We start from the raw sequence: 15,683 nt of genomic DNA, 5'->3' as shown, positions 1-15,683 counted from the left end.
GGTCAGCGGGAGCAACTAAACCGGCTTGGCTCGGTCAAAGGCGCTGAGTACCTGCTCCGCCAGATAGGGCTTGGGCACGAACATGCCGTGATCCGGCACATCGCGCGGCGCCGGGCGATATCGCCCCGAGGTGATCACCAGGCGGATGTGCGGCCATCGCTCAGCAACCCAAGCGGCAAGCGCAAAGCCGTTCATCGATCCCGGCATCTCGATGTCGGTGAACAGCACGCCGATGTCGCTACGGCTCTTCAGGATGTCCCAAGCCTCGTCAGCGCACGCTGCTTCGATGACGGTGAACCCGGCGTCCTGCAGCATGTCAGATGCCATCATGCGTACAAGGTCCTCGTCCTCTACAACCAGGACGAGGGAGGAAGAAAGAGAACGCGAACCGGTCATGAGGAGGAGAACCGTGTCAGGTGCGCGAGGTTTCAGGGGGACGCCGTAGCTCAACCGGAGTCGCACTCAAGCACGCCGGCAGGAAGCGGCGACACGCCGCCTGGGTGGCCGTTTCAGAAAACTATCCCGTCCGCCCAGGACCGCCTAGGGTTTGCCATGAACGAATTTCAGCAGGACCTGTCTGAGACCGCAGCGCGCACCTTAGCCGAGCGGCATATCGAGGCGATCCGCCAGCATGGCGGCATCTTTGTCGATGCAGTGCGGCTTACCCGGATGCCGATGATTGTCACCGACGCCACCCTGCCAGGCAACCCGATCATCTTTGCCAACCAAGCCTTTGCGGAGCTGTCGGGCTACTCACTGGAGGAGCTGCTTGGGCAGGACCCGCACTTCATGAACGGTCCGGCGACTGACTCGGCTGCAGTGCAGGAGTACGAGGCGGCAATCCGCGAGAGCCGCAACGCGACGCTGGAGATCCTTCAGTACCGCAAGGATGGTAGCGCGATCCGGGCGATGCTGTTCGCCGCCCCGCTGGATGACGGCCAGGGCACGGTCACCAACCACTTCCTTTCGTACCTCGATATCACCCGCCGCTTCGAGGCCGAGAAGAACCTGCAGGCGCTGACTGCTGAGCTGGAGCAGCGTGTGTCTGACCGGACACGGGAGCTGGAAGTTGCGAATGCGCGGCTGACGAAGCTGGTGGCTGAGCGCGAGATACTGCTGGCCGAGGTCAATCACCGGGCCAAGAACAGCCTGTCGATCGCAGGAGCGCTGCTGAGCTTGCAGGGGCGTCGCCAGGCCGACCAGGGGGTTAAGGCGCTGTTTGCCGAAACTCAGGAGCGGCTCAACGCGATGGCGCGGGCGCACGACCTGCTGAGCAAATCCGAGAGCGTGCAGCAGGTTGATGCCGGAAGCTATGTAGCCGATCTCTGCGCTGCGTTGGAGGCAATCACGCCCAGCGACGATCGCATCCACTTGGAGGCCCAGGTCGAGGAGGAGATCTTTGTCAGCGCCGACCGGGCTATTCCGCTGGGCTTGGCGGTGACCGAGCTTGTGACCAATGCGGTCAAGTACGCGTTCCCATCCCCCCACTCCGGCACAATACGCGCTCGAGTCCGCCGACCGCGGCCGGGGCAGATCGAACTGGTGATCCAGGACAATGGGGTCGGTATGACTGGCCTGCGCGAGGGTTCCCTCGGCTACGGGCTGGTGCGCTCGCTGGTACGACAGATCGAGGGCGAAATCGACATCCGCAGCGATGCCGGGGTGACCGTGACGATCTCCTTCCCGGATTTGCCGCCGCGCGAGGCGAAGAGCTAGGCGGCGAGGAGATTGGCTGCTCAACTTGCCGAAGCTGGAGCTTGCTACCTGCATAGAGCAGCCTCAGCGGAAGGTTAGCCGCAAACTTCGAGGGCGACGGACATTTCCCAGAAGGTCATCAGAAGGCCCGATAAAGCTGCCCGTCACAGGCATCGCCCGGCGAATGTCGCGCGACGGCGACCGGGAACAGGTTCGCCCCGCCCACGCTTCGGTTGGTCGGGTCGAAGGTAAACCGCCCTGCGCCGGGTAGGTAAACCTCGCCACAGGTATGAGCGGACCCGGATCGGCCGATCCAGGCAGGCTACGCGTCGGGTCATGCAAACGGCGATGATATAGCCCGCAGACCAAATCCTATAGGTGGTTTCGCCGGTTCGGTTGCGTCTAACGGTTGAGGGCGTATGCTCTGCCGATCGCTGGCCGCGACTAATGGGCGCCAGCGGCTGAGAGAGAAGAGTGCTCCCGCCTATACGGACATGGAGCACAGGGATGACGATCGTCCATCCAACTCTCTCTTCTGACGGGCCGGCTGCCTATCGCACGCACACGTTGACCGAGGACGGGCACGTCCTATCCAGCGCACCTCTGAGCGCCTGCAGTGACGACGAGGCGTTGTCACTCGCGGCCACAATGGCCCGCGACGCTGGTATCGACCTGTGGGACGGGCTCCGGTTCATCGCGCATTTCGAACCTGAGCCAGTTCCGGCAACAGCCGGATAAAGCAGCATTGCCGCGTTTGATTCCGAACAGAAACACCATGCTCCGTCTCAGGTTGAATCCAAGGGCTTCGACCACAGGAGGGCTTCGGTGTCCCGCTACTTCTTCGACACGCACGATGGTGTGTTCCACCGTGACGATGAAGGATCTGAGTGCACTAATTTTGAAACTGCGCGCACGGAGGCCATGACTTGCCTGCCTGAGATCGCACGCTGGTCGATACCGACTGGTGGCGACAATCGAGCTTTCACCGTTATGGTCCGCGATGAGAGCGGCGCCATTGTCTACACGGCGACCCTAACCTTCGCTGGCCTGCGGCTCAACAGAGAGGTGCCCTAGCTCTCTTCCTTCTTCGGCCTTCCGATCACCTTCAACGCCGCCTTGAACCGCTCCTCTGACTCGTCACAGATGAGTTCGTGGGCGGCTTCCTCGAAGCGGCGGCGCTGTTCCAGGCGCATCAGCTTCTCGGCGCCCCGCCCGGCTCAGTCGCGGCGGGTTTTTCGCGCACAGAGCCAGGCGAGCGGCCGCATGCGCGGTCCGAACTCACCATCGGACCGATCACAACGTTCGCGCGCGAGACGCCGGAGGAGGTGGTGCGGGCGCCGTGCGTGGAGCGCGGGGCAAAAGAGGCGTGATCGGACTGCGATGCAAGGACTGCTTGCGACCCCATGTGGACCTTCGAGGCATGTTTGGGGGGCTGGTGACAGGCGATTTCCGAACGTTGGTGTCCGCACGTCGGTATATCCGTCGAGGCGATCTAATCTGAGATGCACTCGAATTGGCTGAGTCAGCGAACCCGTGTCATACAAGGTGTATCCTACCTCGGTTTCGGAATGCTCAGCTTAGCTCAAGAACAGGCGCATCTCGCCAAGGCGGAGCTGGACATTGCTGATGGCCAGAGGCGGATTGCTGCGCAGGAGCTGCGGATCCAAGCGATGCGCCACAAGGGACATGATACGCGCCGCGCTGAAGAACTTCTTGCCACCTTGCAAGACACTCTCGTGCAATGGCACGCTCACCGCGACGAAATTCTACGTACCATCCTCCGGCTAGAAGCATCATAGCTGCCATTGGACTTCCCGATCAAAGCAGCGCATGCTCTGCGCATCATCAGCTGGCACAGACCCGGGCGCTGATGGCCGAGAGCGACATGTGCTCCCGCCTGCAGTGCGCGGAGTACAATCTTGGCCGACCTTCCCTCTAAATTCCGGTCGTCGACCGAATATGATCAGTGGCTCGTTGACACCTCGCGCGAGGCCATCAGGCGCTCGCGCGAGTTGCTGGAGCGGACTGAGCTCGTGGTACGCAACTCAGGCCGGCAGACATTGGCGCTCGGCGAGGTCCGAGCTCACCAGGACAAGTCAAAAGCCTCTGAGCGCGGCTCTCCGAATGAAGATCCCGCTGAAGGCGTGAGCGGAGGACCGTTGCGGATCATCTCGGAGATTTAGACGGTCAGCTGCGTTATCGCCTCGCAACCCGAGGAGCGGCTTGGCATGGACAATCGCGATATCATCGTCATCGGCGGCTCGTCGGGTGCGACGGCTCCCCTCAAGGCGATCCTGAGTGCCCTGCCGCAGGACCTGCCGGCGGCAGTGTTCGTCGTGCTCCACATCCCCGCGCGCAGCCTCGGCTTACTTGCGACCGTGGCCTCCGCAGCAGCGCGCCTGCCGGTTCATGCGGCGGCGGACGGCATGCCCATTAGCCCAGGCAACATCTATCTCGGCGTGCCCGACCATCATCTCATCTTGGCAGACGGGCAGATCAGGCTCGGGCGCGGTCCGCGCGAGAATATGGCCCGGCCCTCCATCGACCCACTGTTCCGCTCAGCCGCCGTATCCTACGGTCCGCGCGTCATCGGCGTTGTCCTGAGTGGCCTCCTTAACGACGGTGCGTCCGGACTCGAGGCGATCAAGCGCTGCGGCGGCCTCACCCTCGTACAGGACCCGGCAGACGCGATCGCCGACGAGATGCCGCGTAGTGCTCTCCAAGCCCTGGAGGTCGACCTCACCCTGCCGGCTGCGCGTATCGGCGACATCCTTTCCGAACTCGCCAGCGATCCCGCAGGTCCCGCCCTGCCCGTGCCGCCCGAGATCCGCCTCGAAGTCGACATCGCGGCCGGTGCGCGGGTCGACAGCGACGTCCTCCGCCGCATCGCCGATCCTGCCGCCGTCTCCTGCCCGCAGTGCGGTGGTGTTCTCTCGATGGTGCGAGAGGCGAAGCCGCTCCGCTTTCGCTGCCAGGTCGGACACGCCTACACCGCCGACGTCGTGGCCAAGGAGCAGGAGAACGCTGTCGACGAGGCCCTGCGCGTGGCGCTGCGCATCATCGAGGAGCGCGCTGAGCTTGTCCGGCGCATGGCCGCTGATGGCCGCAACGCTGGGCGGCGGGCCCTTGCCGAGATGTACGAGGAACGCGCGGCCGAATACAGCGACTATGCCGAGACGATCCGGAAGGCCGTTCTGCTCTCGCTGTCGCCCCCGGAGCCTTCGGGGAATGAGGGCGCACAGGACGATTGAGGCATGCGCCGGTTTGCTTCTCTCGCGAGTGGGGCGGGGCGGTGCGCACTCGGCTCATGTGTCGGGCATCTTGGGTTGGGGCATCTTGGGTTGTGGAGTCGTCAGTGAGATCGAGCGGAACGCGGTCATGGTGAAACCCTCCGAGCATGCCGTCTCCCAAGGCGAGAAGCCCGCCGTCGTTGCAATCTGCGGATCGGCGGCGAGCCCGCGCGCGCTCCTGGACCTCCTGAGGCAGCTGGCGCCACAGCCCAACATGGCGCTCGTCATCGTGCTGCAGCACCGGGAGGCGCTTAACGCGGATGCGTTCACTCAGGCGTTGCGAGAGGCCGGCCATGACCTGAGCCCTGTCGAGAACGACGCGCCACTGGTGGCGGGGCGGACCTACCTGCCTGATCCCGACGTGATCATGAGCCTGGAGGGCGGCCGGATCCAAATCCAGCGCGCCCAGCAGCGAGCCGGCGAGCGCGGGACGATCGACAGCTTCATCGTCGCGCTCGCTTCCGACGAGGACGGTCAGAGCATTGCAGTGGTCCTCGCCGGCACTGGCGCCGACGGAACGCTTGGCTTCAAGGCGATCAAGGAGGCGGGTGGGCTGACGCTCGCGGAGGAGACGGAGGAAGCGCGCTCGGGCGAACTCGCCCGCAGCAACCACCCCGCTGCGCTGGCGGATGCCGTGCTGCCGATTGATCAACTCGCCGAGCGGATCAAGGAAGGCGTCCGTCAGGTCTTCGCCGCCGGCGTCCCACAGGGCGGCCCTGATGCCGCCGATATATCGGTCGCGTTGGCGAGCATCGCCGCGGTCCTGCGCAAGAGGACCGGTCACGATTTCCACGGCTACAAGACCGGAACCTTCCTCCGCCGGGTCCAGCGCCGTATGCAGGTCGTCCGGGCACCCGACATCGCTGCCTATCTGGATCTCCTGCGCGAGAGCCCCGAAGAGGCGCAGGAGCTCTTCAACGACCTCCTGATCGGCGTCACCCAGTTCTTCCGCGACGCAAGGGAGTTCGAACTCCTCGAGCGCTTGGTCATCCCAGCGCTGTTCGCCGGCAAGACCCGGGAGGACCGCGTCCGCGTATGGGTGATCGGCTGCTCGACCGGTGAGGAAGCCTACTCGCTCGGCATCCTGCTGCGTGAGCACATGGCGACCCTCGACGATGCTCCGCAGGTCCAGATCTTCGCGACCGACCTCGACGGCCGCGCGCTCGCCGCAGCCCGTGCCGCCCGTTACGCCGCCACCGTCGCGGGCGACATGACGCCGGAGCGACTGGCGCGCTGGTTCGTGAAGGAAGGCAACACTTATTGCGTGGTCAAGGAGCTCCGGGAGCTGTGCATCTTCTCGCAGCACAGCATCATCAAGGATGCGCCGTTCTCGCGCATCGACCTCGTCTCCTGCCGCAACCTGCTGATCTACCTTGATGCCGAGTTGCAGAGCCAGGTGATCCCGCTGTTCCACTTCGCCCTGAAGCCGGACGGCGTGCTGTTCCTGGGCAATTCCGAGAACGTGTCGCGCCACGCAAATCTATTCGCGCCGATCGAGAACCGCTCCCGCGTGTTTCGCCGGGTGGATGCGCCCAACCGGGTGCTGCCCAACTTCCCCTTCACCGTAACAACCTCATCTACAGTGGCGTCCTCTCCTGTCGAAAGGCCGCTCCCTCACAGCATACAGCCCCGCACGCTCGAGCCCTCTCTGGTGAGGCAGGCCGAGCGCTTCGTGGAGCGCCACGCACCGGCCTACGTCATCACGGATGACAGGTATGACGTGCTGCACTTCTCAGCCTGGACGGGGCGGTACATCGAGCCGGTCGGCGGGACGGCGACGCTGAACCTCCTGCACCTCATCCACCCGGACTTGCGCATCGACCTGCGCGGAGCCCTGACGCAAGCCGCTGAGGGGGGGGCGGGCCGTCCGGCTCGCAAACCGCCGCGTCGGACAGAACGGACACAGCTTGGCCGTCGACGTCGTGGTCGAGCCTGTCAAGAACGCGTCCGGGGCTGTGCGAAGCTTCGTCGTGCTGTTCAAGGACGGACATGCGCCGCCCGACCTCGAACAGGTCACCGCCGTTTCCGCATCGCCCGACCAGCAGGCCTACATCCAGCAACTCGAGGCGGAGCTGCGCGAGACCAGAGAGCGGCTGCAAGCGACCGCCGAGGAGGCCGAGTCCACGAGCGAGGAACTGAAAGCGTCCAACGAGGAGTATCAGTCGCTCAACGAGGAACTGCAATCGGCCAACGAGGAGCTACAGACTTCGAAGGAGGAACTGCAATCGCTCAACGAGGAGCTGACCACGGTCAACGGTGAGCTCAGCCTGCGGGTGCAGGAGCTCGGGCGCAGCAACAGTGACCTGAAAAACTTTCTCGAGAGCACCCAGATCGCCACCGTCTTCCTCGACAACGAGCTGCGGGTGACGAACTACACACCCGCTGTCACCGAGATCTTTCACCTCATCGAAACCGATACCGGCCGGCCCATCGGCCACATCAAGTCTCGCATCGCCTACGAGGACCTGCAATCCGACGCCCGTCGCGTCCTGCGGACGCTGGCCGCCGTCGAGCGGGAGATCGAGAGCGCCACCGGCTCACACTACATGGTCCGGGTCCTGCCATACCGAAGTGTCGACAACTTCATCGCCGGTGTGGTCATCACCTTCGTCGATATCACCGCCCGTAAGAGAGTCGAGACAGCTCTGCGTGAGAGTCAGGAGCGATTCCGCCTCGTGGTCGAGAATGCGCAGGACCATGCCATCTTCACCACCGACCCTGAGGACCGGATCGCCGACTGGTATCCGAGTGCGGAGGCCGTGTTCGGCTGGTCGGCCGAGGAGGCCGTCGGACAGTCCGGCAGCATCCTGTTCACGCCTGAGGACCGGAGGCAGCACGCGGACGAGAAGGAGGTGGAGACGGCTCGCCGGGAGGGCTCTGCCCCGAACGTCCGCTGGCACCTGCGCAAGGATGGCTCGCGCGTGTTCATCGAAGGCACCACAACGGCCCTGCGCCAGGCGGACGGTTCGCTGCGCGGCTTCCTGAAGATCGGCCAGGACACCACGAACAGGCGCAAGATCGACGAGGCGCTGCGCGCGAGCGAGATGCGCCAGCGGGCGCTGATCGAGGGTATCCCACAGCTCGTCTGGCGTGCGGACGAAGAGGGACGGTGGACGTGGGCGAGTCCCCAATGGATGTCCTATACCGGACAGGCACTGGAGGAGAGCCTGGAGTCAGGTTGGCTTGAGGCCGTCCACCCGGAGGACCGAGACGTGGCGATGCAGGCGTGGGAGCAGGCCGGACGTGACGGCTTCCTCAGCGTCGAGTATCGCGTGCGGCGCGCCTCGGATGGTGCCTGGCTGTGGCATCACACGCGCTCGCTGCCGGTGCGTAATATATCCGACCGGACGGTCGAGTGGCTCGGCACCTCGACCGATGTCGACGCCATCCGCCAGCTCCACGCGCGACAGGAGATCCTGGTCAACGAGTTGCAGCACCGTTCGCGTAACCTGATCGGTGTCGTCACGTCTCTCGCCACCCGGACCGTCGGCCGCGGCTCTCCCGTCGAGAGCTTTACGATCCGACTGAAGGCGCTCAGCCGGGCCCAGGCGCTGCTGAGCCAATCCGGCAGCGATACCGTGGAGGTCAGAGCCCTGGTGAGCGCGGAACTCGCCGCCCATGCAGTCGAGGCCTCCACCCGCATCACCGTCTCCGGGCCAAAGGTGCTGCTAGCCTCCGAGCAAGTGCAGAACTTCGCCCTTGCCGTACATGAGCTGACAACCAACGCGGTCAAGTACGGCGCCCTGAAGGGCGAGTCCGGTCGGCTCTCCGTCACCTGGGAGCTGATCAGCGACGAGGCCGGCAGCGAGCGCTTGGCGCTGAAGTGGATCGAGAGCGGAGTGGACCTGCAGCCGGAGACGGTGACGCGCCGCGGCTACGGACGCGAACTGATCGATCAGGCGCTTGCCTACGCGCTGGGAGGGCGGACAGACTACGCGCTCGGCGCGGACGGCGTACGATGCCGTATCGAGTTACCTCTCGTCTAACTTACAAGAATGTGTCGCCGCATCGAACCCTGGTAGCCTCAGGGCGTTCGCCCGGTCTGGAGGAACTTCCGTGTCCGATCCCATCCTTGCTCTGTCCGGCCGTCGTGTGCTCATTGTCGAGGATGAGTATCTGATCGCCCACGACATGGAGTACAGCCTGCAGCAGGCGGGCGCCGAGGTGGTCGGGCCGATCCCGGATGCGCAGCAGGCGCTGGCGCTGATCAAAACCTCCAAGCTCGATGCAGCGATCCTCGACGTGAACCTCAGAAAGGAGGAGGTCTATTCGGTCGCGGATAAGCTGAGTGCAAGCGGGATCCCATATCTGTTCGCCACGGGTGAGGTGCAAATCGCGGATCGCTCAGATTATCGCTCCCGTCCGAAGCTGGAGAAGCCTATTCTCGAGGACGAGTTGCTACGTGCTGTCGGCAAGCTCATACAAACCTGACCGATATCAGCTCGCTTTTTCCTGCAGGTCGGTTTTCTCGAACTCAGTGCCAGCGCAGCCGGTCGCGCTGTGTTCCTATAACCTTCACGAGGACTTATTGACTGGCGGGGCGCTCCACGCCCACAGGACACGCCGCTGGATCACCTCAAGTCTTGTTTTTTCGTCCTCCATTTTGGAAGCACGACGTATGCAGTGGCTTGTTTTGGCAGGTGAGCCGGGCATTGGCATGAGTTCGCTTATCAGGGACACCCGCCGTGTATGCCGGGTTAGATGTTGCCCGCAAAAGGCGATCTAGGAGAGACCGGTGCCACGGTTCTTCTTCCACTTACGCACACCCGATGGTTTCGATCAGGATGATGTCGGACTCGATCTGGCCGGGGTGGAATGCGCCTACCTCGAAGCCTACGCGGCGGTCCCAGCTATAAGCGCCGATCTGCTGCGAGAGAAGGCGAACCCATACCGGCACACCCTCGAGATCATGGATGCGAGCGGTAATCTCCTGATGGAGTTACCTTTCTCGGAGGTCCTGGAAGAGAGGAGGCAGCCATCGCCGCCTGACCAGCGTCGGCGCTGGCATGAAGCCCAGGCGGAGATGGAGCGAACAGCATGCCTGATTGCCGATGTACAAGCGGAGCAGGCAGCGTTGAGGGCCACGCTTGCGGAGACGAAGCGCCTCTTAGCTGAGGCGCGGAAGGCGACCGGGCGAACCTGAACGGTCCACCTCTCGCGGTCTTCCTAACGACCGCTTGCCGCCACCCTATGCGGCCATCACCAATCAACTCCGCTTCCAGCCATCAATTTCCGTTTCTGCCAAGCGGTCGCCGCAACCGGTCTGAGGTGGAGATTGACAGATCATCCGAGGAGCTGATCTCTCGCAAGATCAGCCGACGATACGCGTTCTCTGGAGCGCCGTAGCTCTCGCCTGCGACGTCCTCCAACCGTTGTCTGTCGAGAACCGTCAGGCTGGCGCGCTTGGCCCTGATGATGCGCTCACCTTCCAAGATATGGATCGCATCCGTCACGCCCGAACGCCGCACACCAAACATGAGCGCCAGAAGGTCATGCGTCAGCGGAAGTTCGTCGCCGTCGAGCCGGTCGTGACACATCAGAAGCCAGCGTGCGATCCGCTGCTCCATCTTGTACTGGCCGTCAGCGAGCGCTGTTGCCACAAGCTGGGTCATGACGACGTGGACGTAGCGCAGAAGCAGGGTACGAAGAGGGCTGTGAGCCTCTAGCACCTCCTCCAGGTCTCTGGCCGCCATGCGCAAGGCCGTCCCGCCCGCCTGCACGACTGTTCGGTTCGCGGCGTCCTTCACACCGAGAATCAGAGGAACACCTGTGCAGCCCTCGCGGCCCACAAGGCCGACCTCGATCTGCTTGCCGTCCGGGTTGGCGGTGATTTCGGACATGACGCCTCCTTCCGGGAAGTAGGCATGCTCGATGGGCGCTCCCGCCTCCTGGACGATATCACCTCTGCGCAACGTCACACGCTTCAGATACGGCAGGATGTGCGCTTGATCCTCTGCCGAGAGCAGCGCCAACAAGCCGTTGCGAAACTTGGTAACAGACGCACCAGAGAAGACGTTGGCGATTGCGGTGCGCTCATCCTCCGCATCGCCGGCACGGATCAGCCGCTCTGCTTCTTCGATGATGGTTGAGGGGTCGAGCGGCTTCCTCATACACCGGACAGCGCCGTGTCGCTCCGGCAGGAACTCCTGCTCGTAGCCTGTGGCGAACAGGAACGGGATGTCACGCGTCAGCAGCGCGTCGGCGACCCTGAAGTCCACGCCTTTTCCGAGATTTAGGTCGAGCACGGCGACCTCGGGTGCCGGTTCGCAGTCGAGCAGAACAAGCGCGGCGTGCACGGATGGCGCAGGCCCCAGCACCTGCGCGCCAGCTTCTCTCAGTGCACGGGCAAGCTCGCTGGCGATCACGTATTCATCCTCGACGACCAGGACATGGTGGCCTTGGATTGTGCTCCTAGGCATGACCCCTCCCTCGCGATGGCTGACGCTGCGAGACAGGATACACGATGATGCAGCGGACACCGCCCTCCCTCATCGCCGGTAACGCTCTTGCCCCGATTTGGTCGGGTAGTGCCCGGTCGAACGAGCCACATCCGACTTCACCGGTCTGTTCGAGCGCACGCTTTGTAACCCATCGGCTTGGGTGCCGAGCGCCCGATCTTGGCTCGCCTGGATGGAATGGCGGAGAGCTCTCGCGGGCCCTGAATCACTCCGATGCGTCCGTTCAGCGGCGGACTGCGTGATGGCCGTCCTCGCCTACATCCGCATCCGCAACGCACGCCCCGCGAAAGGGAGCCCGAGAACGAGACTCAGGCCGGCCGCAGACGGGTGAGCTGGTCGAGGAGGGCGCGATCGTGAAGGAGGGCGAAGCGCTCCTTCGGGGTGAGCCAGACCTGCGCCTCGGCCACGGTCTCCGCCTCGACGATCTTGGCGCGGGCGAGCGTGTGGTCCGGGTCGATCGCGCCGCGGGGGCGGGGCGCACCCTCGGGCAGCATCGCCGTATGCGCGCGGGCAAGGGCAGCGTCGGCGTGGAGGGCGGCCAGCGCGTCCGCGTCGTCGAAGCCGCGCGCCGCGTTGCGGCGGGCGAGTTCGCCCGCGCGCAGGGCGATGGCAGGCGGCGCCCGCTCCTCGGGGGTCACCAGCAGGCCGCGGTGCTTCAGGGCGAGGCCGAGCGCCAACTGGCCGCTGGCCCAGGAGAGCGGGATCGCCAGCACGAGGCCGAGGATCGTCGGCGACATCCACAGGAACAGGGATGTGGCGATGGCAAACGCCGCGATGCCGGTGACGAGGCCGAGGCCGGTGTGCCAGCGGTGGCGGCGCACGATATCGGAGAGCGGGATCGAGCCGTCGTCGCGGCGTTGCGGGTTCCAGCCGGTGTCGCGCCCGGCCAGGATCTGGAACACCGAGCCCGACTGGATCAGCATCGCGATCGGCGCGATCAGGGCCGAGAGCAGGATCTCGATCAGGAAGGACAAAGTCAGCCGCCCGGCCCCGCCGCTCGCCCGCCGCGTCTCGGCATCGAGAAGCGCGAGGATGAGGCCGAGAACCTTTGGCGCGAGCAGGATGCCCATGGTCAGGGCGAAGAGCTGGAGCGCGCGCACCGGGTCGAAGCGTGGCCAGACCGGATAAAGGCCGAACTCGGCCGAAAAGTATTCCGGCCGCACCCAGGCGGTCTGCAGCACGATGATGATGCCGATCACGAGCTGGGCGAGCCAGAGCGGCGAGGCGACGTAGCCGGCGATGCCCGTGGCGAAGTGCTGGCGCGAGGCGGGCACGAGCCCCGCCGCGCCGATGACGCGGGCGTGCTGCAGGTTGCCCTGCGCCCAGCGCCGATCGCGCACGGCGAGATCGATCAGCGAGGGCGGGCTCTCCTCGTAGGAACCCTCCAGCCGCGGCAGCATGGTCACGCCCCAGCCGGCGCGTCGGATCAGGGCCGCCTCGACGAAGTCGTGGCTGAGGATGTGGCCGCCGAACGGCGGACGGCCCTTGAGGTCCGGCAGGCCCGCGGCCTCGGCGAAGGCCTGCATCCGGATGATCGCGTTGTGGCCCCAATAGTTGCCGTCGCGGCCCGACCAGACCGACAGGCCGGTGGCGATGACGGGGCCGTAGATGCGCGCGGCGAATTGCTGGAGCCGGGCGAACAGCGTGTTGCGGTTGATGATGAGCGGCAGGCTCTGGATGATGCCGGCTTGCGGGTCGGCCTCCATCGCGGCGGCGAGCCGCACGATGCACGCGCCGGTGAGCAGGCTGTCGGCGTCGAGCACCAGCATGTGGTCGTAGGACCCGCCCCAGCCGGTGACGAAGTCGGCAATGTTGCCGGCCTTGCGGTGATGGTTCTTTTCCCGGTGGCGGTAATAGAGGCGGGCCTCGGGCCCGAGTTCCGCGCGCAGGCCCAAGAAGGCGCGCTCCTCGGCGATCCAGGCGTCGGCTTGGGTCGAGTCGGACAGGACGAACCAATCGAAGTGGCGCCCGAGTCCCGTGGCCTCGACGGCCTCGTGCATCGCCTGGAGTCCAGCGAAGACCCGCGCGCTGCCCTCGTTGTAGACCGGCATGACGATGGCGGTGCGGCTGGCGAGCGTCGTCGGAAGCGGGGTCGGCCGCTCCCGCCGCAGCAGCGCCGCGAAGCCGAGAAGCGCGGCGGTGAAGGCCAGCGCGATCCAGGAGAAGTTCAGGACGAACAGCACCAGCAGCACGTACTGGAGCCACGTGGCGCCGCCGGAGACCGAGATCACCTCGTACATCTGCCACGCGCCGTAGGCGGTCAGCGCGACCGCTCCGCCGAACACGAACAGACGCGCCAGGAGCGGCCCGCCGCCGCCGCTGCGGCGCGCCGCGGGCCGGTTGCGCAGATCCTGCACCGGCATCGCCAGCGGCGCCCGCGGCGGCATGGATGCGAGGGGAGCCGCCTCGGCCGGATCGCCGACCGGGCTCGGTCGGTCCATCACGGTCAAGACGCTAGCGTCACGGTCGGGCATCGTTGCTCCGGCAAGGGTCCAGCAAGAGGCAGGGAGGGGGTCACGGCGTCCAGCGGTACAGCCACGTTTCCGTGACCTGCCGCCCTTCCGTCTTGAGGGCAAGGCGCAGTTCGACCGCCCGCTCGCTGCCCGGATCCAGCTCGAAGGCGACGCGCACGGTGCGAGTCTCCGGATGGGCGATCCTGCGGGTTGAGCCCTCGACGATCCGGCCGGGGCCGGCCATCAGCACGGTGTCGAGAGGCACCATCGTGCCCGCCGCGGTGAACAGCAGGTCGCCGGTGAAGTCGACGAGGAACAGGCGGCGGGGATTGGCCGTGCCGCGGCCGCTGCGGGTCGAGGTGACCCGCGCGAGCGGGCCGACCGGCGGCTCGCCACCCCAGTTCTGCCGGTAGGTGAGGCGGACCTCCTGGCCCGCGGGCAAATTCGCCTTCGGCCGCCAGTAGGCGATGACGTTCTCGTTGACCTCCGAATCGCTCGGAATCTCGAGAAGGGTCACGGCGCCCTCCCCCCACAAGCCTTCGCCCGCAGGCTCGCCCGGCTCGACCCATAGCGAGGGACAGCGCTCCCAGTGATGGACATCGTCCTCGAAGGTCGCGGGAGACCGGTCCCTCTGCGTCAGGCCGAAGCCCTTCGGGCCGTTGTCGAGGAAACCCGAGATCTGCAACGTCTCCGGATTGCGCACCGGTCGCCAGATCGCCTCCCCGCCGCCGTTGCGGATCTGCAGACCGCCCGCGGCGTAGACCGCGGCGCGGGCGTCGTCCGCGCCGCGCCGGTCATGCGGCCCGAACAGGAACGGCGCCTGCATGCCGCTAAGCCCCAAATGGTCGATCGCCTTGCGGGTGACCAGGGTGGCGGTGATTGCGGCGGTTGAGGGCCCGCCGGGGCGCAGCTCCAGGCGCAGGGCGGCCGCGAGCGAGTCGGAATCGATCAGGGCGTGGATCACGAGCGGCCCGTCGGGCGTCTTCGGGCGCTCTACGAACAGGGCGCGCCAGCGGGGGAATTCCTCGCCGCGCGGATCGGCCGGGCGCAGCATCAGGGCGCGTCCGTTGATGCCGAATTCCTGCCCTTGCCCCACCAGCCGGTAGAAGCAGGCGCCCTGGAACACCGCGAAATCCTGGTTCTGCTCGCCGAAGCGTGCACGGATGCGCAGACCGGAGAAGCCCGGTTCGGTCTCCGGCAGGGCCGCCGCGCCCGCCTCCGACCCCGCCACGTATCTCCCCCGGTCATAGAGGATGGGGCGGACCACGCCGTCCTCGACGAGGAACAGGGCGACCCGGTCGGTGTAGTAGAAGCCGCGCACCAGCGGCTCGACGGCGAAGCCGTGCGGCTCGCCGCCCCAGATCAGCGCCTCGGGCCGGATGCGGATCGCCTCGTAGGCCTCCCGCGGCAGGTTCTTCAGCGCGTCGGGCACGTCGTTCGTGGGCTGACCCGCGAACGGCCGGTTGCCGAGCGCCCGGGCGAGATCGGGCACGGTGGCATCCGAGAAGGGGGAGCCCGCGGCGGGAAGCGCCGGCGGCGCGGCCTGGGCGCTCGCCCCACGCGGCAGCAGCGCGAGGGCGGCGCCGGCCGCGGCGCCGCCGATCAGCCGGCGCCGGTCGAGGGAACGGTCGATCAGCCGCGCATCGCGGGTCGAAGGGTCGGTCGGATGCGTCATGCCCTCGCCGGACTTGGGATGAAGAACGGTTGCAGAAAGAATCTCAACGCCTGAACCGGGCGTTAAGGTTGCCGAGTTTGCCCGGTCGTCGCCGTGCATCGGCCGCCGCGGC

At 65.8% G+C, this 15,683-nt stretch carries 14 protein-coding genes and 1 pseudogene; 10 read left to right on the top strand and 5 right to left on the bottom strand.

Annotation, left to right across the window (positions count from 1 at the left end; translation table 11 throughout):
- Nucleotides 1-15 precede the first annotated feature (15 nt).
- A complete protein-coding gene (locus FHU13_RS23615; protein ID WP_183438282.1) occupies nt 16-396 on the bottom strand; it encodes a response regulator in 381 nt (126 codons plus the stop codon).
- A gap of 156 nt (nt 397-552) precedes the next feature.
- On the opposite strand from FHU13_RS23615, the gene FHU13_RS23610 reads away from it, so the two are divergent.
- The 4 genes from FHU13_RS23610 (at nt 553) to FHU13_RS23595 (ending at nt 3,065) form a co-directional block, all read left to right on the top strand.
- Nucleotides 553-1,716 (top strand): sensor histidine kinase, encoded by a 1,164-nt coding sequence (locus FHU13_RS23610; RefSeq protein WP_183438281.1) that lies wholly within the window; start codon nt 553-555, stop codon nt 1,714-1,716.
- 486 nt (nt 1,717-2,202) lie between these two features.
- Nucleotides 2,203-2,433: a hypothetical protein gene (locus FHU13_RS23605; protein ID WP_183438280.1), complete on the top strand. Its 231-nt coding sequence runs from the start codon at nt 2,203-2,205 to the stop codon at nt 2,431-2,433.
- Nucleotides 2,434-2,520: 87 nt separating this feature from the next.
- Nucleotides 2,521-2,769, top strand: coding sequence for a DUF6894 family protein (locus FHU13_RS23600; protein WP_183438279.1), 249 nt, complete (start codon nt 2,521-2,523; stop codon nt 2,767-2,769).
- A gap of 77 nt (nt 2,770-2,846) precedes the next feature.
- Entirely contained in the window at nt 2,847-3,065 is a 219-nt protein-coding gene (locus tag FHU13_RS23595) for a hypothetical protein (protein WP_183438302.1), read from the top strand.
- A gap of 207 nt (nt 3,066-3,272) precedes the next feature.
- On the opposite strand, the gene FHU13_RS23590 is transcribed toward FHU13_RS23595, so the two are convergent.
- Nucleotides 3,273-3,422, bottom strand: a complete 150-nt coding sequence (locus FHU13_RS23590) for a hypothetical protein (protein WP_183438278.1) — start codon at nt 3,420-3,422, stop codon at nt 3,273-3,275.
- Nucleotides 3,423-3,614: 192 nt separating this feature from the next.
- On the opposite strand from FHU13_RS23590, the gene FHU13_RS23585 reads away from it, so the two are divergent.
- From FHU13_RS23585 to FHU13_RS23560, 6 genes and pseudogenes are all read left to right on the top strand, one after another.
- On the top strand, nt 3,615-3,878 hold the full coding sequence (locus tag FHU13_RS23585) for a hypothetical protein (protein WP_183438277.1): 264 nt from the start codon (nt 3,615-3,617) through the stop codon (nt 3,876-3,878).
- 45 nt (nt 3,879-3,923) lie between these two features.
- Nucleotides 3,924-4,946, top strand: coding sequence for a chemotaxis protein CheB (locus FHU13_RS23580; RefSeq protein ID WP_183438276.1), 1,023 nt, complete (start codon nt 3,924-3,926; stop codon nt 4,944-4,946).
- 127 nt (nt 4,947-5,073) lie between these two features.
- Nucleotides 5,074-8,341, top strand: a pseudogene (locus tag FHU13_RS28640) (CheR family methyltransferase); the annotation flags it as partial.
- 72 nt (nt 8,342-8,413) lie between these two features.
- Nucleotides 8,414-8,971: an HWE histidine kinase domain-containing protein gene (locus FHU13_RS28635; RefSeq protein WP_409518532.1), complete on the top strand. Its 558-nt coding sequence runs from the start codon at nt 8,414-8,416 to the stop codon at nt 8,969-8,971.
- 70 nt (nt 8,972-9,041) lie between these two features.
- Nucleotides 9,042-9,416 carry a response regulator gene (locus FHU13_RS23565; RefSeq protein WP_312889633.1) on the top strand — a complete coding sequence of 125 codons (375 nt, stop codon included), beginning with the start codon at nt 9,042-9,044 and terminating at the stop codon, nt 9,414-9,416.
- 304 nt (nt 9,417-9,720) lie between these two features.
- Nucleotides 9,721-10,128: a DUF6894 family protein gene (locus tag FHU13_RS23560; protein ID WP_183438275.1), complete on the top strand. Its 408-nt coding sequence runs from the start codon at nt 9,721-9,723 to the stop codon at nt 10,126-10,128.
- An 82-nt stretch (nt 10,129-10,210) separates the two neighbouring features.
- Here FHU13_RS23560 and FHU13_RS23555 read toward each other — a convergent pair whose 3' ends face one another.
- The 3 genes from FHU13_RS23555 to FHU13_RS23545 form a co-directional block, all read right to left on the bottom strand.
- Nucleotides 10,211-11,404 (bottom strand): helix-turn-helix domain-containing protein, encoded by a 1,194-nt coding sequence (locus FHU13_RS23555; RefSeq protein WP_210287811.1) that lies wholly within the window; start codon nt 11,402-11,404, stop codon nt 10,211-10,213.
- Nucleotides 11,405-11,751: 347 nt separating this feature from the next.
- Nucleotides 11,752-13,917, bottom strand: a complete 2,166-nt coding sequence (gene mdoH / locus FHU13_RS23550) for a glucans biosynthesis glucosyltransferase MdoH (protein ID WP_183438273.1) — start codon at nt 13,915-13,917, stop codon at nt 11,752-11,754.
- A gap of 40 nt (nt 13,918-13,957) precedes the next feature.
- Nucleotides 13,958-15,571: a glucan biosynthesis protein D gene (locus FHU13_RS23545; protein ID WP_183438272.1), complete on the bottom strand. Its 1,614-nt coding sequence runs from the start codon at nt 15,569-15,571 to the stop codon at nt 13,958-13,960.
- Between the last annotated feature and the right edge of the window lie 112 nt (nt 15,572-15,683).

Origin of the sequence: Methylobacterium sp. R2-1 (genome assembly GCF_014191355.1) — a bacterium.
Taxonomy (GTDB): Bacteria; Pseudomonadota; Alphaproteobacteria; order Rhizobiales; family Beijerinckiaceae; genus Methylobacterium.
The sequence above is the reverse complement of the archived record's forward strand: the minus strand, read 5'-3'. Positions and strand labels throughout refer to the sequence as shown.

Bases quoted from the DNA above. Each gene is read 5' to 3' on its own strand.
- FHU13_RS23615 (WP_183438282.1), bottom strand. From the start codon at position 396: ATGACCGGTTCGCGTTCTCTTTCTTCCTCCCTCGTCCTGGTTGTAGAG.
- FHU13_RS23610 (WP_183438281.1), top strand. From the start codon at position 553: ATGAACGAATTTCAGCAGGACCTGTCTGAGACCGCAGCGCGCACCTTA.
- FHU13_RS23605 (WP_183438280.1), top strand. From the start codon at position 2,203: ATGACGATCGTCCATCCAACTCTCTCTTCTGACGGGCCGGCTGCCTAT.
- FHU13_RS23580 (WP_183438276.1), top strand. From the start codon at position 3,924: ATGGACAATCGCGATATCATCGTCATCGGCGGCTCGTCGGGTGCGACG.
- FHU13_RS23555 (WP_210287811.1), bottom strand. From the start codon at position 11,404: ATGCCTAGGAGCACAATCCAAGGCCACCATGTCCTGGTCGTCGAGGAT.
- mdoH (WP_183438273.1), bottom strand. From the start codon at position 13,917: ATGCCCGACCGTGACGCTAGCGTCTTGACCGTGATGGACCGACCGAGC.
- FHU13_RS23545 (WP_183438272.1), bottom strand. From the start codon at position 15,571: ATGACGCATCCGACCGACCCTTCGACCCGCGATGCGCGGCTGATCGAC.